The sequence below is a fragment of the Colwellia demingiae genome, from assembly GCF_007954275.1.
In the GTDB taxonomy this organism is placed as follows: domain Bacteria; phylum Pseudomonadota; class Gammaproteobacteria; order Enterobacterales; family Alteromonadaceae; genus Colwellia; species Colwellia demingiae.
In genome coordinates, this window is sequence record NZ_VOLT01000006.1 from 297,402 (window position 1) to 319,962 (window position 22,561).

Annotated in this window: 18 protein-coding genes and 1 pseudogene; 8 read left to right on the forward strand and 11 right to left on the reverse strand. The window is 38.5% G+C overall.

What is annotated here, in order from left to right; translation table 11 throughout:
- The first annotated feature begins 105 nt into the window (after nucleotides 1–105).
- From ESZ36_RS13830 to cydB, 3 genes are all read left to right on the forward strand, one after another.
- Nucleotides 106–651, forward strand: coding sequence for a GbsR/MarR family transcriptional regulator (locus tag ESZ36_RS13830; RefSeq protein ID WP_011044584.1), 546 nt, complete (start codon nucleotides 106–108; stop codon nucleotides 649–651).
- A gap of 96 nt (nucleotides 652–747) precedes the next feature.
- Nucleotides 748–2,121, forward strand: coding sequence for a cytochrome ubiquinol oxidase subunit I (locus ESZ36_RS13835; RefSeq protein WP_146788962.1), 1,374 nt, complete (start codon nucleotides 748–750; stop codon nucleotides 2,119–2,121).
- Nucleotides 2,114–3,112 (forward strand): cytochrome d ubiquinol oxidase subunit II, encoded by a 999-nt coding sequence (gene cydB, locus ESZ36_RS13840; RefSeq protein WP_146788964.1) that lies wholly within the window; start codon nucleotides 2,114–2,116, stop codon nucleotides 3,110–3,112. Before ESZ36_RS13835 ends, cydB begins: the two co-directional genes overlap by 8 nt.
- A gap of 275 nt (nucleotides 3,113–3,387) precedes the next feature.
- Here the strand turns inward: cydB and ESZ36_RS13845 are convergent, their stop codons facing one another.
- The 5 genes from ESZ36_RS13845 to ESZ36_RS13865 form a co-directional block, all read right to left on the reverse strand.
- Complete coding sequence (locus tag ESZ36_RS13845) at nucleotides 3,388–5,298, reverse strand: methyl-accepting chemotaxis protein (protein WP_146788966.1); 1,911 nt, start codon at nucleotides 5,296–5,298, stop codon at nucleotides 3,388–3,390.
- Nucleotides 5,299–5,363: 65 nt separating this feature from the next.
- Entirely contained in the window at nucleotides 5,364–6,131 is a 768-nt protein-coding gene (locus tag ESZ36_RS13850; RefSeq protein ID WP_146788968.1) for a substrate-binding periplasmic protein, read from the reverse strand.
- Nucleotides 6,132–6,556: 425 nt separating this feature from the next.
- Nucleotides 6,557–7,684 carry a glycine cleavage system aminomethyltransferase GcvT gene (gene gcvT / locus ESZ36_RS13855; RefSeq protein WP_146788970.1) on the reverse strand — a complete coding sequence of 376 codons (1,128 nt, stop codon included), beginning with the start codon at nucleotides 7,682–7,684 and terminating at the stop codon, nucleotides 6,557–6,559.
- Between the two features lie 60 nt (nucleotides 7,685–7,744).
- Entirely contained in the window at nucleotides 7,745–9,127 is a 1,383-nt protein-coding gene (locus ESZ36_RS13860) for an alanine/glycine:cation symporter family protein (RefSeq protein ID WP_146788972.1), read from the reverse strand.
- Between the two features lie 364 nt (nucleotides 9,128–9,491).
- Entirely contained in the window at nucleotides 9,492–10,088 is a 597-nt protein-coding gene (locus ESZ36_RS13865; RefSeq protein WP_146788974.1) for a helix-turn-helix domain-containing protein, read from the reverse strand.
- A gap of 452 nt (nucleotides 10,089–10,540) precedes the next feature.
- Between ESZ36_RS13865 and ESZ36_RS13870 the strand changes: the two genes are divergently transcribed.
- From ESZ36_RS13870 to ESZ36_RS13885, 4 genes are all read left to right on the forward strand, one after another.
- Nucleotides 10,541–11,836 (forward strand): serine hydroxymethyltransferase, encoded by a 1,296-nt coding sequence (locus tag ESZ36_RS13870; RefSeq protein ID WP_146788975.1) that lies wholly within the window; start codon nucleotides 10,541–10,543, stop codon nucleotides 11,834–11,836.
- A 51-nt stretch (nucleotides 11,837–11,887) separates the two neighbouring features.
- The gene (gene gcvH / locus ESZ36_RS13875) at nucleotides 11,888–12,274 is read left to right on the forward strand and encodes a glycine cleavage system protein GcvH (RefSeq protein ID WP_146788977.1); all 387 of its coding nucleotides are present in this window, start codon (nucleotides 11,888–11,890) and stop codon (nucleotides 12,272–12,274) included.
- Between the two features lie 51 nt (nucleotides 12,275–12,325).
- The gene (gcvP, locus tag ESZ36_RS13880; protein ID WP_146788979.1) at nucleotides 12,326–15,196 is read left to right on the forward strand and encodes an aminomethyl-transferring glycine dehydrogenase; all 2,871 of its coding nucleotides are present in this window, start codon (nucleotides 12,326–12,328) and stop codon (nucleotides 15,194–15,196) included.
- A gap of 89 nt (nucleotides 15,197–15,285) precedes the next feature.
- Entirely contained in the window at nucleotides 15,286–16,350 is a 1,065-nt protein-coding gene (locus tag ESZ36_RS13885; protein ID WP_146788981.1) for a porin, read from the forward strand.
- A gap of 206 nt (nucleotides 16,351–16,556) precedes the next feature.
- Here ESZ36_RS13885 and bamJ read toward each other — a convergent pair whose 3' ends face one another.
- Nucleotides 16,557–16,976 carry a BamJ family beta-barrel-assembly machinery protein gene (bamJ, locus tag ESZ36_RS13890; protein WP_425457395.1) on the reverse strand — a complete coding sequence of 140 codons (420 nt, stop codon included), beginning with the start codon at nucleotides 16,974–16,976 and terminating at the stop codon, nucleotides 16,557–16,559.
- 268 nt (nucleotides 16,977–17,244) lie between these two features.
- On the opposite strand from bamJ, the gene ESZ36_RS13895 reads away from it, so the two are divergent.
- Nucleotides 17,245–17,589 (forward strand): hypothetical protein, encoded by a 345-nt coding sequence (locus ESZ36_RS13895; RefSeq protein ID WP_146788985.1) that lies wholly within the window; start codon nucleotides 17,245–17,247, stop codon nucleotides 17,587–17,589.
- A gap of 80 nt (nucleotides 17,590–17,669) precedes the next feature.
- On the opposite strand, the gene ESZ36_RS13900 is transcribed toward ESZ36_RS13895, so the two are convergent.
- From ESZ36_RS13900 to ESZ36_RS13920, 5 genes and pseudogenes are all read right to left on the reverse strand, one after another.
- Nucleotides 17,670–18,656 (reverse strand): hypothetical protein, encoded by a 987-nt coding sequence (locus ESZ36_RS13900; protein ID WP_146788987.1) that lies wholly within the window; start codon nucleotides 18,654–18,656, stop codon nucleotides 17,670–17,672.
- A gap of 93 nt (nucleotides 18,657–18,749) precedes the next feature.
- Entirely contained in the window at nucleotides 18,750–19,460 is a 711-nt protein-coding gene (locus ESZ36_RS13905; protein WP_146788989.1) for a hypothetical protein, read from the reverse strand.
- Nucleotides 19,453–20,022, reverse strand: coding sequence for an RNA polymerase sigma factor (locus ESZ36_RS13910; RefSeq protein ID WP_146788991.1), 570 nt, complete (start codon nucleotides 20,020–20,022; stop codon nucleotides 19,453–19,455). Before ESZ36_RS13910 ends, ESZ36_RS13905 begins: the two co-directional genes overlap by 8 nt.
- A gap of 313 nt (nucleotides 20,023–20,335) precedes the next feature.
- Nucleotides 20,336–21,346, reverse strand: a complete 1,011-nt coding sequence (gene adhP, locus ESZ36_RS13915) for an alcohol dehydrogenase AdhP (RefSeq protein WP_146788993.1) — start codon at nucleotides 21,344–21,346, stop codon at nucleotides 20,336–20,338.
- A gap of 487 nt (nucleotides 21,347–21,833) precedes the next feature.
- Nucleotides 21,834–22,561 (reverse strand): annotated as a pseudogene (locus ESZ36_RS13920) (carbohydrate porin); the annotation flags it as partial.

Genomic DNA, 22,561 nt, shown 5'->3' on the forward strand with positions numbered 1-22,561 from the left:
TTACTCACTCAAATGATTTTGAATAAAAATAAATATAATTAAAACTTGATCTATATCAATATAAGTTTAAACTTTCAGAAATTACTGAAACTTCAGAACACTATTATGATACTTACTTCAAAAATAGAATCCTTTGTTATGCATTGTGGCGAAATGGGCAGCCGCTGGGGCTTTAACCGTACCGTAGGTCAAATGTATGGCTTGCTAATTATTCATCAAGAGCCATTAACCGCTGTAGATATTTCAGAAGCACTTAATATATCACGCGGCAATGTCAGCATGGGAATCAAAGAACTGCAATCATGGCGTTTAGTGCAAGTTCAGCATAAACCTAAAGATAGAAAAGAGTATTACTCTCCTGCAGGTACCATTTGGGAGATGGCTACCCGAGTATTTGAAGAACGTCGTAAACGCGAAATTGACCCTACCCTTTCACTGTTACGCGATAACTTGTTGGATGAGCCTGCCAATCAGAAGGAAGTGTATGCACAAGAGAAGATGCATGAAATTCATGACTTACTAGAGACCGTCACCCATTGGGCTGGTGAGTTACAAAGCATGAGCCCAGAGAAGCTTAATACCCTGATGAAATTAGGTGCTGGGGTAAGTAAAGTCATCAACCTTAAAGACAAATTAATTAATAAAAGTTAAGTGTCCGCTTAACTTTATTGTCACCATTCAAAGAACATTTTCAATTGACAGCCCAATACTTATAAACATATAAGTGGTGGGCTAATGGAGTCCGTTATGCTTGAAACGCTAATGCTGTCACGCATTCAGTTTGCCGCCAATATAAGTTTTCATATTCTCTTTCCAACAATCACTATAGCGTTAAGTTGGTTTCTATTTTTTTTCAAATTACGTTTTGTTCAAACGGGTGAGCCGGTTTGGATGCGCGCCTATCGATTTTGGGTAAAAATATTCGCAATCACTTTTGCCATTGGCGTCGTTACGGGTATTACTATGTCATTCCAGTTTGGTACTAACTGGCCTAAATTCATGGAAACGGTGGGGAATATTGCCGGTCCGTTATTAGGTTATGAAGTATTAACCGCATTTTTCCTCGAAGCTGGCTTTCTCGGTATTATGTTATTTGGTATGAATAGGGTTTCAGCGAGAGTACACACTTTAGCGACCCTTATTGTTGCCATAGGGACAACCTTGTCTGCCTTTTGGATTTTAGCCCTTAACTCTTGGATGCAAACCCCGCAAGGTCATGAAATGCGAGATGGTGTTGCTTTTCCTGTCGATTGGTTGGCTATTATTTTTAACCCCTCATTTCCTTATCGATTATCGCATATGGTTGTTGCATCAGGCTTAACTGCCGCCTTTTTAGTCGCCGGCATCAGTGCTTATAGATTACTTAAAGGTGACGATAAAAAAGCGCCAAAGCTGACACTAAAAATAGCATTAACCGTGGCAATGTTTTTAACACCTCTGCAAATATTTATTGGTGATATGCACGGGTTAAATACGCTTGAGCATCAGCCACAAAAAATTGCAGCGATGGAAGGCGTGTGGCATACCGAAAAAGGTGCTCCGTTGTTACTTTTCGCTATTCAAGATGAGCAGGAAAAAACTAATCATTTTGAGCTAGCAATACCTAACATGGCAAGTTTCATTTTAACCCATGATCTTCAAGGAGAAATTAAAGGCTTAAATGAATTTGAAGGTAATCATCCACCAGTAGCTCCAGTATTTTATGCCTTTCGAGTTATGGTTGGCGTTGGCATGTTAATGCTAATAGTTTCGTGGGCGGGTCGCATACAACTTTGGCGAAATAAACCTTTGCCACGGTGGTTATTAAAAACATTAGTGGCCATGAGTTTCTCAGGATGGTTAGCGACTTTAGCCGGTTGGTATGTAACTGAAATAGGTAGACAACCTTGGCTAGTCACAGGAATTTTAACGGTTAAAGATGCCGCCACCGATATAGCACCGGGAAATGTTGCTTTATCACTATCCCTATATCTCATTTTATATGTGGTGTTAATGACTGCTTATTTACACACGCTATTTACCATGGCAAAACGTGCGGTTGAAATTGAAGAAATAACAGATGACGAAAAAGTTAAACCTGTAATTACCTCAATGACAGCAAAGGAGAATAATTATGTTTGAAGCTAATTCACTGGCGGTAATTTTTGTTTCACTGATGGGGTTTTCTATCTTGTTATACGCCATTTTAGATGGTTATGACCTAGGTGTTGGGATATTGCTGCCCCTTACACAAAAAGATGATAGCGATACTATGATCGCCTCTATAGGGCCTTTTTGGGATGCTAACGAAACTTGGCTAGTATTAGCCATTGGCTTGCTATTAATTGCTTTTCCCGCTGCCCATAGTCATATTTTTAAAGAGCTCTATTTACCAACCGCAATATTATTAATTAGCTTAGTTTTACGTGGCGTGGCGTTTGATTTTAGAGCCAAGGCAGCATTTAGCCACAAAGCTACCTGGAACAAAGTATTTAAAGTGGGATCATTACTTGCTGCCATGAGTCAAGGTTATATGCTTGGCATGTATGTGATGGGCTTTGAAGACACATTAGCTGCCTATATTTTTAGTTTACTGAGTGCCTTTGGTGTAGCTGCAGCATATGCTTATATCGGTGCCTGTTGGTTGATCATGAAAACAGAGGGCGCGTTACAAGTTCAAGCAGTTAACTGGGCCAAAAAGACCGGAGTTCTATGCTTTATTGGCGTAGTAGCAGTTTCTGCAGTGAACCCATTAATTAACCCTGATGTATACGCGAAATGGTTTGCTTGGCCCACGACCTTATATATTTTACCGTTGCCGATAATGTGTTTTGCCCTATTTGTTTATAGTCAAATGCAACTGAAACTCTTACCGGCTCACAATGATATAGGTTGTTGGCGACCCTTTGTGGCCGCTGTCGTGATTTTTGCGTTATGCTTTTTTGGTTTAGCTTTTAGCTTCTTCCCCTACATTGTGCCGGGTAAGTTAACCATTTGGCAGTCAGCAGCAGCGCCTGAATCACTGAGCTTTATTCTTTGGGGAGCAATCATAGTAGTTCCGGTGATCATCAGTTATACCGTATTTTCATATCGTGTTTTTTGGGGAAAGGTGCAAGAGTTGAGATACCATTAAGTCACTATTAAAATGACTTTTATTAACCAACTGCTCTGGTAGTGTATTTAGTATCAGAGTCGAGTCAGGAATAGATGGCGATTAAGATAGGTAGTCAAGGCAAAGGGTAAACTGACAGAGAAAAGGTATTGTTACCTAACTGCAAAGTAACACAGTTGCGCTTACCTGCTAGGTAGGCACAACTGCTATGAAAAAACCGCTAACAAAGTCACAAACAACCAAATGATAAATACCATTTGGTTGTTAAGTAAAGTGACTTTAGTACTTATCTAACATTAGCTTAATTTAAACTGTGCAACTAAAGCTTTCAAATTAACATTGGCATTAGCTAACTCAATAGTTTGATCAAGACTGTTATTTCCATTTACCACTAACTCATTTGCCATATCGCTAATTGCCGTCATATTTCGGGCTATTTCATCAGAAACACAACTTTGTTCTTCAGCAGCAGTAGCAATTTGTAAATTTAGATCGTTTATTTGACTTACCGATTCATTAATCGAGCCTAAATCATTCGCAACCACTTCTGTTGATTTAGCAACTTCCAAACATGTGGACTTAGTTGAACCCATGGTAGAAATTGCAGAGCTAGAGCCTTCTCGCAATTGTAAAAGAGTATGCTCAATTTCTGTTGTACTGTCTTGAGTTTTGGCAGCAAGTGCCCTTACTTCGTCAGCAACTACAGCAAAACCTCTTCCATATTCACCCGCTCTAGCGGCTTCAATTGCTGCATTTAACGCTAATAAATTTGTTTGACCCGCAATATCCCCTATGACTTTCAATACATTATTGATGTCAGAGGTATTTCGTTCAATTTCAGAAATGCTATTCGAAGTATTTTCAACCTCATTAACTAACCTTGCGACTATTGATGTGGCCTCTCCAACCGATTCTTTGGACTTCAATGCTTGAGTATTGGTTGTTTGTGTAAATGCTGCCGTATCATTACTATTTTGAGCGACATCTTTTGCTGTAACACTCATCTCTTCTATAGCAGAAACTATTTGGTCCGTTTCGATCATATGTGCATTGAGAATGGTGCCATTTGAATCAACTTCATCTCTAAGTTTTTTTATACTAACGTCAATCTCAATACTCGATTGCGAAACATCAAGCATTAACCGTTGTAACTTTTCAATAAATAAATTTATATTCTCAGAAATAAGACCTAGGTCATCGTTATTCTTTACCGGTAAGCGAGACGTTAAATCACCGTTACCTTTAGACAAATCATGTACCATTTCTTTAAGCAATAAAATAGGTCGATACAGTGCTTGTAAAACCAGTAGCAGTACTGCAATTCCAATAATAATCATTACAATAGAAGATACCACGGCTTGATTAAGCGCAGAATCTAAAGAAGCATAAGCAACCGATTTATCAATACCAACGAACAAATACCATTTTTTACCATTTACCAGCTCTATCGATTTAGTAAATGCGATTTTATCCACACCGTTTAATGTGTAGTCTTTCATCATTTCATCTTGTGACAACATTTCTCTTTCAAGATCTGCCATACCTGCATTGCGAAAAGGTGTACCCACGACCACGATTTTAGAAGTCGAAGCCAGTACATTTCCTTCTTCATCAGTAATAACTGATATCGCACCCGGTTGCTTAATTCCTTTTACGGTATCACCTAAAATAGTCAATTCAATATCAGCTAAAGCGACACCATCATTCATCACTTTAATAATTGAAACAACATCATTGCCAGTAGTTGCATCAGGGTAAACTTCTGTTATATCCAATACATTACTGGCTTTAGCTTGACTGTACCAAGGACGCTTTGTCGGATCATATAACTCAAGTTTTGCAACGCCATCAACCCACGCATCACCAACCGATGTTGAATATGCTCTACCATCATCAAAGCCAATATATATAGCACTGACATCACCTGCAGTTTTCGCGAATTTAGCAATACCAACAAAGTTATCTTGATAAGAGCCATTAACATAATTATTAGCCAACTCATCAATTAATTTAGCTTTAGACTGAAACCATGTTTCAACTTTATCGGCTTCATAACGAATCATGCCTTGAGATGTTTCATTTACGTTTTCAACCGTATTATTACGAATTTCATTATAAGACATCCAATTGGAGACTAATAAACAAAAGACGATCAATCCACTCATTGAAACAATCAAAGCACTTCTAAATCCAAGCATTTTTTTCATATTATAACTCTCGATTAATTTTTTTTTATAAACGACATTCAGGTTTAGGACAACAAAATAATAATTCAGTCCTGAATGTACTTTTTCCATACGGGTTGTAATTTTCCATCTCTGTTCAGTGTTGCAAGTTCTTTTGTAAACAGATCAATGACACAGTTTGACGTACCTTTATGAAAGACAAAATTAACATCTGAATCATCTTTTAGTAAATAAAGGGAGGTAACCGTATTTTTTTCAACGCCTAATTTTTTTAGTTGGTAATACGTTACATCTTCTGAATAGGCAATGGCATCTACACGCTTACGCAATAACATTTCCAACATACTGACAGCAGATATTGTTTCAACCTGCTTCGCTGGATTTTTTTGAATATTCAGTAATTTTTGACCGATATCACCTCTTACAACAGCAATAGTTAATTCATCAAAAGTTTTGTTTTGCAGGGTGTCAATATTTGACGTTAAAGCCAAAATAGAAATTTTTGTCGTGGTAGGTAGAGGTACAAGTTGAAACTTACTTGCTCGCTCTGGTGTCGTTACCATAGAAAACGCAGCATAATCAGAGTAACGTTCCATATACATTATCAACCTAGCCCATGGTAAAACAATGATATTATTACCTCTTTTTTTTATGCTAAGTTCATTGTAGATCATAGCTAAAATCTCAGGTACAGCCCCCACTAAACGACCTGATTCATCAAGATAATTATAAGGGGGATAATCTTCTGTTACCCAATGAAGTTTAGATAAAAATAACTTACTTTCACTTTCTGTACACGCAAAGGTTGATGATGTTAATAATAGTAGTATTAAACTAGTTAAAAATTTTATCATTTATAAATGCCTGAGTGTAATACCAGTCGGACTACTTTATTGATCCATTCGGTATAAGTTATTTGTAGGCTCAATAAGCGTCCTACCAACAATCAATTGTTATCTTTATTTTCTTCCTTTGCTATATAAATACATCCTAGTATGCGAGGTAAAAAACAATTGAATTTATATTTTAAGAATAAAGTATAGTCAAAGATTACCTATAGTTAAGTATAATTTTCTCTATATTCTATTACTGCCCATTAGTGCTGTACTCTTGGCTCTGATGGTAGAGAAGTTAAAGAATATTATAGGTGCTTAAAACTTGATTGGTTTAACAGGTATGATGATAAAAATTGTCAGGATTAAACGATGAATATCGTTCAATCCTGTTAAAACTTGGATTAAGATAGGCTAACTGTGAACGCTATCTTATATCACTAACTTCAGCCTCTAAAATAGCGCTGCTCAACAAATGGCATTTTTTGAATTAGCATAGGCAGTTTTTTACCGCGAACTTCGGCAAAAATTTCCGTATCTAATACTGCATATTGAGTTTGAACATACCCCATGGCAATGGGAGAGCCTTTAGTTGGTCCAGCGGTACCACTGGTTACTACGCCAATTTCGTCGCCTTGGGTATTGAATAATTTAACACCTTCTCGTACAGGGGCTTTACCTAAACCAACCATACCGATGCGTTTACGAGCAACGTCTTTTGTTACGATTTGATCAAGAATAATGTCTGCGCCTGGGAAACCACCAGCACGTGCACCATCAGTACGTCTTATCTTGCTAATTGCCCATAACAAGCTTGCCTCAACTGGCGTTGTTGTTTGGTCAATATCATGGCCATATAAACATAAACCTGATTCTAAACGAAGAGAATCACGTGCGCCTAAACCAATCCACTCAATTTCTTCCTCAGCTAACATCAAGCGAGTAATACGCTCAGCATGTTCACCAGGAATTGATATTTCAAAGCCATCTTCACCCGTATAACCAGCTCGGCCGATAATACATTGAGCGCCAGCGAAATCTACTACACGAGAATCCATGAATACCATATCAGCAGACTCAGGCAATAAGCGTTTTAATACTTCACCTGCTTTTGGTCCCTGTAAAGCCAATAAAGCACGGCCTTCTAGGATTTCTATTTTAACATCTGCAGGCAGGTGTTTTTGCATGTGCGCAATATCTTGCGTTTTACATGCGGCATTAACTACAACAAATAAATGGTCGCCAAAGTTGCTCACCATTAAATCATCAAGTAAACCACCTTGCTCATTAGTAAATAGCGCATAACGCTGTTTACCTTGTGGTAAATCGATAATATCAACCGGCACTAATGTTTCTAATGCGGCCGCAGCATTTTTTCCAACTAGTTTTAATTGTCCCATATGAGAGACATCGAACAATCCTGCTTGAGCACGAGTATGTAAATGCTCTTTCTTAACGCCCATTTCGTACTGTACAGGCATATCATAGCCAGCAAATGGTACCATTTTGCCGCCAGCTTCAATATGAAGGTCGTAGCATGGAGTTTTGAGCAGTTCTTGATTTGATTCAGTCATGAGATCTCCGTGAACCGCCCGTGAAGGGCGGCCCAAAGTATGGTTTGAAATAGCAGGAAATTAGTCTGCTTGTTTTGTCATTTCAGCAGGAGCTTCGCCGCCGCTAGTAAAGTATTCACGAGTTAATTTAATCACTACCGGACTTAGTAAGACTAGTGCGATTAAGTTAGGAATTGCCATTAACGCGTTCATTGTATCGGCAAGTAACCAGATGAATTCTAACGAACCAACAGCGCCAACAGGTACAACTAAAATCCAAAGAATACGGAAAGGCATAATAGCTTTAACACCAAAGAAGTACTGTACACACTTCTCACCGTATACACTCCAACCTAGTATAGTTGTAAATGCAAAAACTGTAAGAGCAATAGCTACAATGTAGTTACCATATGGAATCGCTGTGGCAAAAGCATTCGAGGTTAATTCAGCACCCGTTGAACCAGATGTCCACTCACCAGAAACAACAATAGCTAAACCGGTAATTGTACAAACAACTAAAGTATCAATGAACGTTCCTAACATTCCCACAAGGCCTTGAGCTACAGGGTTATTAGTTTTAGCCGCTGCATGAGCAATAGGAGCACTACCTAAACCAGCTTCATTTGAGAAAACACCACGAGCCACACCGAAACGAATAGCAGCCCAAACAGCAGCACCGGCGAATCCACCTTCAGCAGCAGTTTCTGTAAATGCACTTTCAAAAATTAGAGCGATAGCTGCAGGAAGTTCAGCAGCATGTACGAATAAAACAACAACACCAGCACTGATGTAGAATATAGCCATTAATGGAACAAGTTTACCGGCAACATCACCAATACGTTTAATACCACCCATAAGCACTAAGCCTACAAGTACCATTAGAATAATACCGGTAGCTGCAGGCGGAACACCAAAGCTACTTTCAAGTGCGTTTGCAACTGAGTTTGATTGTACTGTATTACCGATACCAAAAGCAGCGATAGAACCAAATAGTGCGAATGCACCACCTAACCAGCCCCATCTGCTTGATAAACCGTTTTTAATATAGTACATCGGACCACCGATTTGGTTACCGTTTGCATCAACTTCACGATAACGAACTGCCAATACAGCTTCAGCAAATTTAGTCGCCATACCTACTAAGGCAGTACACCACATCCAAAATAGTGCGCCTGGGCCACCTAGGAATATAGCAGTTGCAACACCAGCGATATTACCAGTACCGATAGTTGCGGATAGTGATGTCATTAATGCATTAAAAGGGCTGATTTCGCCTTTAGCATTTTTATCTTCATCTGGAATACGACCTGTCCAGAGCAACCTAAAGCCTGTTACTAACTTAAGGATCGGCATGAATCGTAAACTGACCATTAAGAATAAACCAACACCAAGTATCATAACTAGCATGGGGACACCCCAAACCAAGCTATTGAGACTGGAAATTAAACCCGTTAAAAATTCCATAATTATTTCTCTCTGTTGTAATAATTTGTTTATATTTATGTATCAACCTAGTGTTGATTTTATTATTTTGTAAATAATCGAAGACTTTCAAAGAAGACGAACAAAAGTTTCCAATAGGAAACAAGCTAGCTAAAAATATGAGGAATTGCAAGTTTTAAATTGGAATAGTTGAGCTTTATTTTTTGTAATTATAGTGATTATAAAATAAAACACTTGTTCTAAAATAAGCATTAATAGCTTTGAATACAAGGCATTATGAGATGTGCCTTTGTGGTATTCAATTGACTTTAGCAGGAACTAAAGACAATTGACTTAATCTGACGGGTAAGCGTTATTCTGCAGTAATCCACAATATCAATGCATCCTATTTGCTAGTCGATATGACAAGGTGCCCCATGGTCGCATCGTAATAGGCACTGTCTCCCACAACTAAGGTTGCAGGCTCATAAAATTCAGTCAGCAGTTGAACTTCTCCCTCCAAAACCAGCAGGAACTCCTCACCTTCATGACGAACCCACTCACCAAAATGGTCAAAGTTTCGCGCATGAACTCTACTTTTGTATGGCATCATCTTTTTGTTTCTAAGCTGAGTAGACAACAGTTCATGCTCGTAGGTTAGCGTGGCGTGGGGCCGTCCTTGCCCATTTAGGGTTACGTCTCTTCGACCCGTCACCTTAGTTTCTTTAGGTTTGGTAAATAATTGGGGTAACTCAATATTAAGCCCCGAAGCCAACTTTTGCATGACGCTAAACGTTGGTGAAATTTGTTCATTTTCAATCTTTGACAAGGTAGAACGCGCCAATCCAGTGCGTTTACTTGCTTCTTCAAGCGTCAATTTATTTTCAGTTCGAATCGCTTTAAGCTGCACGCCTATCGTCGCTTTCTCTACCACTCGCTTATTATTTTCATTATCCCCAATAGTCATTGAAGGATACTTATCAACCTTATCATGCTCGCTCATCGTACCACCTAGCTAAATATTTCGTTTAAACAATAGTGGCACATTAACAACCTATACAGAACTCTTTTAGGAAACTATCAAGGGGATAGCGCTACATTGACTAGACTTTATTGAAATAAAGTTTCCTATAGGAAACTTTTATTTGCATTTATAAATATTGCCTGTTATGTTTTATACGTGTTCGAAATTCAATCAATACGAAAATCAGTACTAGAAAGATGTTTGGTTCACGAGCACTTCTAGGTAAAAGGTATAGCACCGACAATATCTCCGCCTTTGATAAAGCATTCTAACGATGCGTCAAACAGGCATAGATATGATAAATAAATATAACGAAATGTCTCAGGGTGGTTTAGCAATAAACGCAGTAACCTGTAAATAAAGACTATCAAACATAATCATTAGGTTACTGAATGCATATTCATAACGCTTAACTATTGAGGAATACAACAATGAAAAACACTTACACATCTGGTGAACTAGAACAATTTTTTTCAAGCAAACTCTCTTCTACTGATGGCGCCGTTCAAGTGGCTATAGACCTTGAAGAAGCGCGTCAAAATCAGCAAATAGAATTAATCGCTTCAGAAAACATTGTTTCAAAAGCAGTTATGGAAGCTCAAGGCACGGTATTAACAAATAAATACGCTGAAGGTTATCCTGGCCGTCGTTACTATGGTGGCTGTGAACATGTTGATCTAGTTGAAACGTTGGCGATTGATCGAGCCAAGCTTATCTTTAAAGCTGATTACGTTAACGTACAACCTCATTCAGGCGCACAAGCTAATGGCGCAGTAATGCTTGCCTTAGTAAAGCCGGGCGATACTATTTTAGGCATGTCACTTGATGCCGGCGGCCATTTAACCCATGGCGCTAAACCTGCTCAATCAGGAAAGTGGTTCAATGCAATTCATTACGGCGTTCGCAAGGATGATATGCGTATTGATTATGACCAAGTATTAGCACTTGCTAAAGAACATAAGCCAAAAATGATCATCGCTGGTGGCTCAGCAATTCCTCGTCAAATAGATTTTGCTAAGTTCCGTGAAATTGCCGATCAAGTTGGTGCCATCTTAATGGTTGATATGGCCCATATTGCTGGCTTAGTAGCTGCGGGCGCACATCAAAACCCACTACCTTTCGCAGATGTTGTTACTACCACAACGCATAAAACATTAAGAGGCCCTCGTGGCGGCTTAATTTTAACCAACAATGCAGATGTCGCGAAGAAAATTAATTCGGCTGTATTCCCTGGTTTGCAAGGTGGCCCATTAATGCATGTTATTGCTGCAAAAGCAGTCGCTTTAGGCGAAGTACTAGAACCATCTTTTGGTGCGTACATCAAGCAAGTATTAAGCAACGCTAGAGTGCTAGCTAGCACATTGCAACAAAGAGGTTGTGACATAGTTACTGATGGAACTGATACCCATTTAATGCTGGTTGACTTACGTCCTAAAGGATTGAAAGGAAATACCACAGAAGAAAGTTTAGAACGAGCAGGCATTACTTGTAACAAAAATGGTATTCCATTCGATTCAGAAAAACCTATGGTAACTTCTGGTATTCGTTTAGGTACTCCAGCAGGTACTAGTCGTGGTTTTGGTAATGAAGAGTTTGAATTAATTGGACAGTGGATTGGTGATGTTCTTGATGGTTTAGTTGCAAACCCAGAGGACAATAGCGTAGCAGAAAAGAAAGTTTTACAGCAAGTTCAAGAACTTTGCTTGAGATTTCCACTATATAGCTAAGCAACGAATTAATACCACGATAAGCTCAACTATAAAAATAGGATTACTATCATGAGCACAGCAGAAAAAGATTATCAATTTGCCCCAAGTCACGAGTGGGTTAAAAATAACAATGACGGTACCGTTACTATCGGTATTTCAAACCATGCGCAAGAGTTGTTAGGTGATGTTGTTTTCATTGAACTACCTGAGCAAGGCGATGAAATAACTGCCGGTGAACAATTTACACTCGTAGAATCAGTAAAAGCCGCTTCAGACGTATACGCGCCTGTATCGGGTGAAATCATTGAAATTAATGAAGCACTAGAAGACTCACCAGAGTCAATTAACCAATCCGCATTTGTTGAAGGCTGGATTGTAAAAGTTAAGCTTTCAGAGCCTGAGCAATTAGAAAGTTTACTTAGTTATGAGGCATATAATGCCGGTATCCAAGACTAATCAGATATCTGCACATGCTTAACATTTACTAGACGTTATACTGGAGTTTTCATGACTAACAACAATTTATTAGCACAACTGAACGATAATTTAGATTTTATCAGTCGACATAATGGCCCTGATCGAGCCCAACAACAGCATATGTTAAAAACGCTGAAAGTAGACTCTATCGAACAAATGATCGATAAAACAGTGCCAGATAATATTCGCCTTTTGCAGCCAATGGCATTAGCAAAACCACAAAGCGAAGTTGAAATGTTGGCAACACTCAAAGGTATAGCTTCAAAAAACAAAGTAAACAGAAGTTATATTGGACAAGGGTATTATGATACCCATGTTCCTCACGTTATTTTACGTAATGTGTTCGAAAATCCTGGCTGGTATACCGCTTATACGCCTTATCAGCCAGAAATTTCACAAGGTCGTTTAGAAGCACTACTTAATTTTCAACAAATGATCACTGATCTTACCGCAATGGAATTATCCAATGCGTCTTTGCTCGATGAAGCCACCGCAGCTGCAGAAGCCATGAACTTATGTAAGCGTGCCAGTAAAAACAAAAGTAACGTCTTTTTTGTTAGTGACGATGTTCACCCACAAACATTAGATGTGATCAATACACGAGCAAAATACTTTTCTTTTGACGTTGTGGTAGCACCATGCTCAGAACTAGAAAATCATGATGTATTTGGTGCTTTGTTGCAATATCCTGGCACAACAGGACAAGTACACAATTTAGAAGACATCATAGAACAAGCCCATAGCAAAAAAACTTTGGTTGCAGTTGCCGCTGACTTACTCTCTTTAACTGTACTTAAAGCGCCTGGAGAAATGGGCGCTGATGTTGTTATAGGGAGTGCTCAACGTTTTGGTGTTCCCATGGGTTACGGTGGTCCACACGCTGCTTTTATGGCCACTAAAGAAAAATATAAGCGCACTATCCCTGGTCGAATTATCGGTGTTTCAATTGACTCAAAAGGTCAGCCTGCTTTGCGTATGGCTATGCAAACACGAGAGCAACATATTAGGCGAGAAAAAGCCAATTCGAATATTTGTACCGCGCAAGCATTACTTGCCAATATGGCATCCTTTTATGCCGTGTACCATGGTCCACAAGGGCTGAGGAAAATGGGTAGACGCGTGAATCGTTTAACATCAGTGCTCGCTGCGGGTTTACAAAAAGCAGGTATTGAACTGGTACATAATGATTTCTTCGACACTATTACCCTACAAACAAATGAACAAACTGATGCGATTTATCAACGCGCATTAGCTGCAGATCTTAATTTGCGCTTATTGCCTAACCAACTTGGCATTAGTTTGGATGAAACCACGACAGCCGCTGATGTAGAGGCATTATGGTTAGCTATCACTGAAAAATCATTTAACGTTGACGATATCGAACAAACACTAAGTGCAGAGTTTTGTAACATACCTGCTGATTGTCAGCGTACTAGTGAGTATTTAAGCCACCCAGTATTTAATAGTTATCACAGTGAAACGCGAATGTTGCGTTATTTAAAAAGTCTTGAAAATAAAGACTTTTCATTAACTCACGGCATGATACCGCTGGGCTCATGTACAATGAAGCTCAATGCTACTGCTCAGATGATCCCTGTTACCTGGCCTGAATTTTCACGAATGCACCCTTTTGCTCCAAGCGATCAATGTACAGGTTATGAAGCCCTAGCCGAAAGCTTTAGCGATATGCTAATAGAAGTGACTGGATATGACGCTTTTTCATTACAGCCAAACTCTGGTGCTCAAGGAGAATATGCAGGACTTATTGCTATTCAACGTTACCATGCCTCTCGAGGTGATAATCATAGAAATATCTGTTTAATACCAAGCTCTGCCCATGGAACTAACCCAGCTAGTGCTTCAATGGTATCAATGCGTATTGTACTTGTTAATTGTGATAAAGAAGGCAATGTTGATGTCAATGATTTGAAGGAAAAGATAAACCTTCACCGTGATCAACTATCTGCAATGATGATCACTTATCCTTCAACACATGGCGTTTATGAAGAGAGCATCAAAGAAATTTGCGAGCTTATTCATGAAGCTGGTGGTCAAGTTTATCTTGATGGTGCCAATATGAATGCACAGGTAGGGTTAACTTCGCCTGGCTTTATTGGCGCTGATGTTTCTCATCTCAACCTACATAAAACATTTTGTATTCCACACGGCGGCGGTGGCCCAGGCATGGGACCTATAGGTGTTAAATCACATTTAGCTGACTTTTTACCAGGGCACAGTGTTACCAATACAGTAGGCGCAGTATCAGCAACCGCACTAGGTAGTGCTTCTATTTTACCTATTTCTTGGGCCTACATTGCTTTAATGGGCGCTGAAGGACTAAAATCAGCCACTGAGCTCGCTATTTTAAATGCTAACTACATTATGGAAAAACTCAGTCCGCACTACCCTGTTTTATTTAGAGGCAAGCAAGGACGTGTTGCTCATGAATGTATTATTGACATCAGACCATTGAAAGAATCTTCCGGTATCAGTGAAGAAGATGTTGCGAAACGTTTAATGGATTTTGGCTTTCATGCGCCAACCATGTCATTTCCTGTCGCTGGCACGTTAATGATTGAGCCAACTGAGAGTGAGTCTTTAGAAGAATTAGACAAATTTATTGATGCACTGATTACTATTCGTCATGAAATAGCGAAGGTTGAAGATGGTACTTGGACACTTGCCGATAACCCATTAGTCAATGCACCTCACACATTAAACGATCTAACCGACAGTGACTGGCCTCGTGCTTATTCACGCTTAACAGCTTGTTATCCGAGTAGTTGCCCAAGCCAACCAAAATTTTGGCCAACAACTAACCGTATTGACAATGTCTACGGAGATCGAAACCTAATTTGTAGCTGTCCTCCGATTGAGAGCTACCAATCAAATGATACATAAGTATCTATAATAAACTAGCGCGTAACTTAGCTAATATAAGTTATTCGCTTGAATAAATAACTAACTACAACATGAATACGGGGAAAACCATGAATAACTTTAAAATTAAAAAATCATTAATCGCTTTAGCACTTGTTTTACCAGCCTTTGCTTCTTATGCAGAAACCTCTGAAGAAAGCTTAAAAAAACAGCTTACTGAAATTCAAACGCGTTTAGCACAATTAGAAGAGTCTAAAGAGCCAGCGGCTACTTCAGACAATACCTCTATTAATTTTTACGGTTCTTTACGTCCAACTTTTGGTCTAACAAGCACTGATTCTGCTGATAGCTGGGATGTTGGTGATGCATTATCACGTATCGGTATCGCAGCAGAGCATAAATTAAGCAATGGTATGACTGGTTTTGCAAAAGGTGAGTTTAAAGTTCAAATTCAAGGTGATGCGAGTTTTGGCGATGCACGTAAAGCATATGTTGGTATAAAGGGTGATTTTGGTCGTGTTGCCATTGGTAAACAAGATACTACTCAATACGCAATCATTGGTGACCCAGTTGATATTTTCAACCGTGCATCAACACCACTTGCCTATGATGACGCTAGCCCATTCCGTCAACAAGAAATGGTTAGCTACAGAAAGAATTTTGGTAACTTAGAATTTCGCATTGAAGGTCAATTCAAAGGCGAAACTGATATTGAAGGTAGCGATTTAGTTAACGGTGGTTTTAAATATAGTGGTGATAGCTTTACTTTAGCTGCTGCTTACCTAACTAGAGACATGCCTGGTACTGATGAAAACACAGTAGGTGTATCTGGTTCAAAATCATTTGGTGACTTATATGTTGCCGCTGCTTACCAAGACATTGACCGTGGTGGTAATGGTCAAGATAGAACGACTATTGATTTAGTTGGCGCATATAAAATTAATGAAACCTATAAAGTTAAAATGGGCTATTCTATTTTTTCAGACGACTTAGTACCTGTTGACAGTAAAGAAATCACTCGCATCAATGCCACAGTAGAATGGCACGGTAGCCCAGATTTCTACTTATTTGCTGAAGTTCAAAACAATAGCTATGATGATGAAGTTGCAGGTAGTAAAGAAGACAGCAATCAATTTATCGTAGGTATGCGTTACAACTTTGATTATAGCTTTTAAGTTAGTTTAAGCAGTCCTATTAGGATTGTTATCACTTAAGCAAAGTTGGATAGGTTACCAATATGGTCTAGGTAATCTATCCAATAAATAAAATTTGTAATAAAAAAGTCATTGTTAAGTATATTTAACAATGACTTTTTTGATCTTTATCACTGATATCACACAAGCGCTGAGATAGTGATAAAACAGAACAGTAACAATATTAGTTAGTTTATCGCTAACAATTCAACATCAAAAGTTAATAATGAACCTGGCGCTATTTTTCCTGCCGCGCTATCTCCATAAGCTAAACTTGACGGAATATAAAAACGTGTTTTCTCACCAACAACCATCAACTGAACACCTTCAGTCCAACCTTTGATGACTTGGTTTAAACCAAAGCTAATTGGCTCACCTCTATCTACTGAGCTATCAAATACTTTTCCATTAAGCAAAGTCCCGTGATAATGCACTCTAACTTTCGAAGAAGCACTTGGGTGCTCAGTGCCACTGCCCTCAGTTAACACTTTGTATTGTAAGCCAGAAGCTGTTTCTAACACCCCTTCTTCACTCTTATTAGACACAAGAAAATCACTGCCTAATGTTGCATTTAATTGGGCCGCCTTTTTGTTGCTATTTTGTCGCATGAAGGTGAACACAACAATACCAACAACAATCGCCAATAATATAAATTTACTCATTTAATAACACCTTTATTAACTCCTTTGTAGAGTTGCTTATTTAAAAATGCATGCTACTTAATTCTTCGCTAATTTACTAGCTCAAAGACCTCAAGTTTGTTTATTCATTTGTTTGCCTTTCTATTGATTAAGGTCAATCTTAGTAGATTGCTTAATACAGCAAGATGCCCTAAATTAGTGACATTAAATGTAAGATTTTAAAGGATTAAAAAGCATGAAGTATATAGTTATTGCACTGGCCGTAATGCTACTGGTTAGCTGTAGCAGCATCTCTGATTTTCCAACGATAGATGATCCTCAACTTGAGTTAACAAGTATCAAACATCAATACGCCGATGAATTAGCTAATATACACGTAGGTGATTATATCGATTTTGTTGCTAAGCAATTTCCCAAGATGTTCATCGCTTCAGATAATATGAAAAATACTATTTATGAGTTCAATTACCAACAACAGTATCTTTTAGTTGCTAATAATAGCGATCAAACAAAAACGTATACTCAAACACTGCGTTTTTATTTCATCAATCAAAAGCTTGCCCATTGGCAAGTAAAGTAGCTGAAAAGAAAACCCATAAAGAGCAGATGTTTTATAGGCTATTTATGGTTTTAACGTTCGCTAAATTTTAATCAACTGAATTAGAATTGATACCGCTCTGCTGCTGCTAATAACTTTTTAGCCGTCAACTTACTGTTGGCACAAGCATTAATATCTTTTTTATTAAACACCAGTATTTGATCTTTGAAACCTCGGTCCTGTTGGTTGCCTGCACCTTTAATGATGAAGCTAACATACTCTTTACTTGGTACTTCTCGTAAGCCATTACCGTATAAGCATAATGTTTCAACTAAAGCGTTATTAAGAGCCGAAAAATGTTCCTTTCTTGCTTTGGTTTGAGCAATTTGTTGCGCTTCTCGCTGCTTGTTTAATTTAGTAACTTTTTGCTCAAGCTTAATTTTATTTTTATCCAAAGTAACGCGGTCCACTTCCAGCTTTTTAAGCTCAGCAGTCAACTCGTTTTTAACCTTTTTCTCAGCACGTTGTAATTGGTACTCAATATCTTTACGTTGTCGATCAATATCACGAATTTCGTAAGCAATTTCACGTTGTTCACTGCGAAGCTCTCTAGCCCCTTCTCGCTGTTGCTCAAAAACTTCAATAACACGTTCGATCTCATCTTCATGCTCTTCAAAATCAATAACGAAATCTTCATCGTTTGAAATAACAATTCGTTCGCCACCACTAACCGGAGCAACTGCTGCTAATGAAGCTAATGGCTCTAATGACTCTAATGGTGCTAATGGCGCTACCATTTGAAAAAACTGACGATGTGAGGATCCTCCACGAGTAGAATTAATGGTAAAAATGGCTCCCTGCCCTTGCAAGTAAACACTATCAATCGAACGAATCAATGATTGTTGCGAGTTTTGTGTCGCTTTAGCCGATGACAATATAATGTCATTCATAATATTTAATTGCTTGTGCAAATTATCATAGTTTTTATCTGCGCCTTGAGCGCTAAATGCTAGTAACAGTGAAGTGCTCACTAGCGCAAATTTTGCCTTTACTTTAGCGACATTGCTTCGAGAATTCGACTTTGGCAATAACGTTGCTGATGTATTCATAAATATCCTCTTTATAGGTTGTACTGATATCTGTTTTATTTTGCTAAGTTCGCCAAAGCTAACGTAGCCATAATAGGTGGTAATTTTCTAAAGCTAACCTTTATAGTTAACTGGCTTAGTTAAGTTAGTATCTGTATCGCTACTTTGTTCTAGCCCAATATTTTTAAGACTAATTTCTCGTTCAAGTTGTTGGAATTTAATTTTCTGAGTTAATTGTTCATCTTGTCGTTGAGCATTTAAAAAACTAATGAAGTCACTCATATCTTCTTTTCGCTCTTTTCTCGAAGCGCCAATCACGTAACCCGCTAAAGCAAGGTTATTGCTTTGCTGCTGCATGCTAAGATCTGTACGGTAGTTAGCTAAAATAACTTGTTGCTCCGCCGCAAATTCACGTAACTTTAAATTCACTAATCTTTCGATGTCAGTATTATCTTTGTTTGCTAAAGTACTGGTTAACTGGGCAGTTACCTTTTGCTGAACTTGTTGATCAATTATCGCGGTTACTTGTTTATCAAATGCTTGTTGATCAAAGCCTTTATCCTGCATAAAAGTCATTACAATGGTTATAGCAACTGCTGAGCACACCATTGATAACGAAGGAACACCCAACCACAGTCCCCAATTAATGGAATGACCTTTAGTTTTGTTCATTTCCGTTTCAAAATGCTGTTCAAATGCTTGTGCTCTATGCCAATCAGGCACTTCTTGCTCAGCTTCAACACTTGCTTGATGGGCAAGTTTTTCACTAAATAATGCTCGTTCATGTTCACTCATTTGAACATTCGTTGATTTTGGCTTAGACATACTCCACCCCTACCTTGCTAATTGGATCATCTACTAATTGCAGTTTTAATTTGTCGAGTGCGCTATAAAGTTGTGATTTTGCCGTATTAGTTGAGATGCCTAACTGCTGGCTAATATCTTCAAAAGTACATTGTTGAAAAAACTTTAACTCAACTACCAATTTTTGCTTGACGGGCAAATGCTGCATGGCCTCTAACAGAGCACTACCTTGTTGCTGAATTTGTAAGTTTTTTTCTAAACATACTGACTCTTCATCTTCTTGCTCTGGCACATCATCCAGTGATTGCATCGGCCGTTTTCGTCGGTAATACTCGAGACAACGATAATGAGCGATTTTAAATAACCAATTCTTAAAAGGGCACTCACCGCGAAATTTAGATAAATTTCGAAATAATGCGATGAAAATATCTTGCATCAAATCCATAGCATCTGCCGGATTATTCACCATACGTAAAGCGTAGTTATAGAGATTTTTCTCATAACGCTTTACTAGTGTTAGCCATGCAGACTTTTTGCCTTTTAGCGCTTGCGCTATGAGCGTTTCATCACTTCTTTCAAACACAAAGGCTCCTCGTTGTTATTTACATTTTGATTAGGTCATCATCTGTAACATAAGCTTCATTCTTACTTAGGTTCAACTATAAAGTAGTGTTGGTTAGTAAAATAGTTTGAAAATAATTTTTTTATTTTTATATCTTGTTTATCACTCATAGCAAACCGATTTCTCTCAATGCCGTATCGTCAAGCTATGCACATAAAAAAGCCCTTTACCGTAATTATCGGTAAAGGGCTTTCATCACTAATCGTTAACACTCAAAGTCATAACCAAGAGGAGTCGCTAACAATATTAGTATTCTGGTGTTAGCATTCAGGTATTAAAATTTCATCACCACACGGCCGGTAATTTCACCATTTATCATCTCTTCAAAAATATCATTAATATCTTCAAGAGACTTTTCAATTGTAATGGCTTTTACTTTTCCGCGAGCAGCAAAGTCTAAACATTCAATCAAATCTTTACGTGTACCAACAATAGAGCCAACAACACTAACGCCATTAAGCACAGTATCAAAAATAGGTAATGGCATATCTTCAGGGGGTAAGCCAACTAACACACACTTACCACCGCGACGAATAACTTTATAGCTTTGTTCAAAACCGCTTTTACTTACCGCAGTGCAAATACTGGCATGAACGCCTCCGGTTTCAGCGAGGACCTTAGCAACAACATCATCTCGTTTAAAGTCTAAACAAAGTGAGGCACCCAATTTTTTAGCAAGCTCTAATTTGGCCTCACCTGTATCAACCGCAATAACATTTAACCCCATGGCAACGGCATACTGTACGGCTAAATGCCCTAAACCACCGATACCAAAAATAGCGACCCATTCACCCGGTTTTGCGGTAGAAACTTTAAGTGCTTTATACGTAGTAACACCTGCGCAAAATAAGGGTGCGGCATCAACATAATCAATACCATCTGGAATTTTTACCACATAATTACCATCTGCTTTACAGTATTCGGCATAACTGCCGTCCACTGAATAACCAGCATTTTGTTGCGATAAACATAAGTTTTCATCACCTGTTAAACAATAATCACAATGACCACACGCACTATAAAGCCAAGGAATGCCTACACGGTCGCCTAATTTACAATGACTGACCTGATCGCCTACTTCAACTATTTCGCCAACGCCTTCATGGCCCGGCACTAATGGCATTTTAGGTTTTACCGGCCAGTCTCCGTGACACGCATGCAAGTCGGTATGGCAAACGCCACAGGCATGGATCTTAACTAATACTTCATGGCTTGAAATCGTTGGCTTATCGAGTTGCTCAATTTCAAGTTTACCCTTAAATTGATGATTAACTGCTGCTTTCATAGTTGAACTCCTTTTTCAGTAATGAGGGGGTTTACCGTATAATTCATTGTAAAACCTCTGCTTAATAAGACCACGATATAGATCAATAAAAGCGCTTGAAAAAGCACTGTCTATTATCAATGAAATCTAACGGGTTTAGTTTAGGCGTTTAAGGGATAGTGATATATGAAATAACGTCGTCCCTTAATTAACTGTTTAATAGCGTTCAGGTTAGCTGGAGAGTATTACTTTTATATGACAGTTATCGGTTATTGAATAAAGAAGATAATGAGAGGGGAAAGCATAAAGAGTATGTTTAGAATCGCCATCCATGGCTTAAATATATAACAGAGTATTTTATATCGTCATCATAGTAACGTCAGTTCTTTTATAGAAAAGTACTGACATTAAACAACATGAGAAATTCAGTTTGTAACCTAATGCAATTTTATCAGATGCGTTTATACGGCTTCTGCTTCATCGCCCCAAGCACTTGCCAAGTTTAGGCTTAGAAATAATAGCCGATATTGATGTTCAATCGCTTATTCCAATCATCAGCATTGCCGACTAAAGTACCACCGAGAAATGGCTGATTTTTAGCAATAACAAAGTCAACATAAGCGTAGACGCCACCAGCACTAATTGCAACGCCCGTTGCATTCATTGTTGTATCGTCTAATCCGGCTGATTTATCAGTTATTAAGTTGTAATCGTTATAGTAAGTCAGGTTAGTGATAGGCCCAAGAGACACTGACTGGCTATAAGATAGGTTAAGGTTATATGCCGTAGCTTCCGTTGGAATTGTGTCATAGAATGCCCAAGCGCCTACAGCAACAGCATCAGAGCCGTTGTCTAGGTCATATTCATACTCTGAAGCTTGGAACATAATACCAATGTTTTCAATTTTGCTCTTTACATGAAAAGCATATGCTGTGTGATCGCCTACAGAGCCAACACCTGAGCCACCTTCAAGATCACCAGATAATAATGAGACACCCACTTCAGTATTAGAGAAGAAATTATAAGTATATCTTAAGTTTATGGTATTACTTTCGCCCATTTGTTGTGCTGGTGCGCTGTAAATACCTTCACCACTAGCATAGTCGCGTATGCCAACTACATCATAAGAATAGCGATGAGTTTTGTCACCTGAATACCCGTCAACACCACCTTTTTCATCATTTAAGAAATAGGCAACACGGATATCATGTTTGTCATACTTACCTATAAATGATA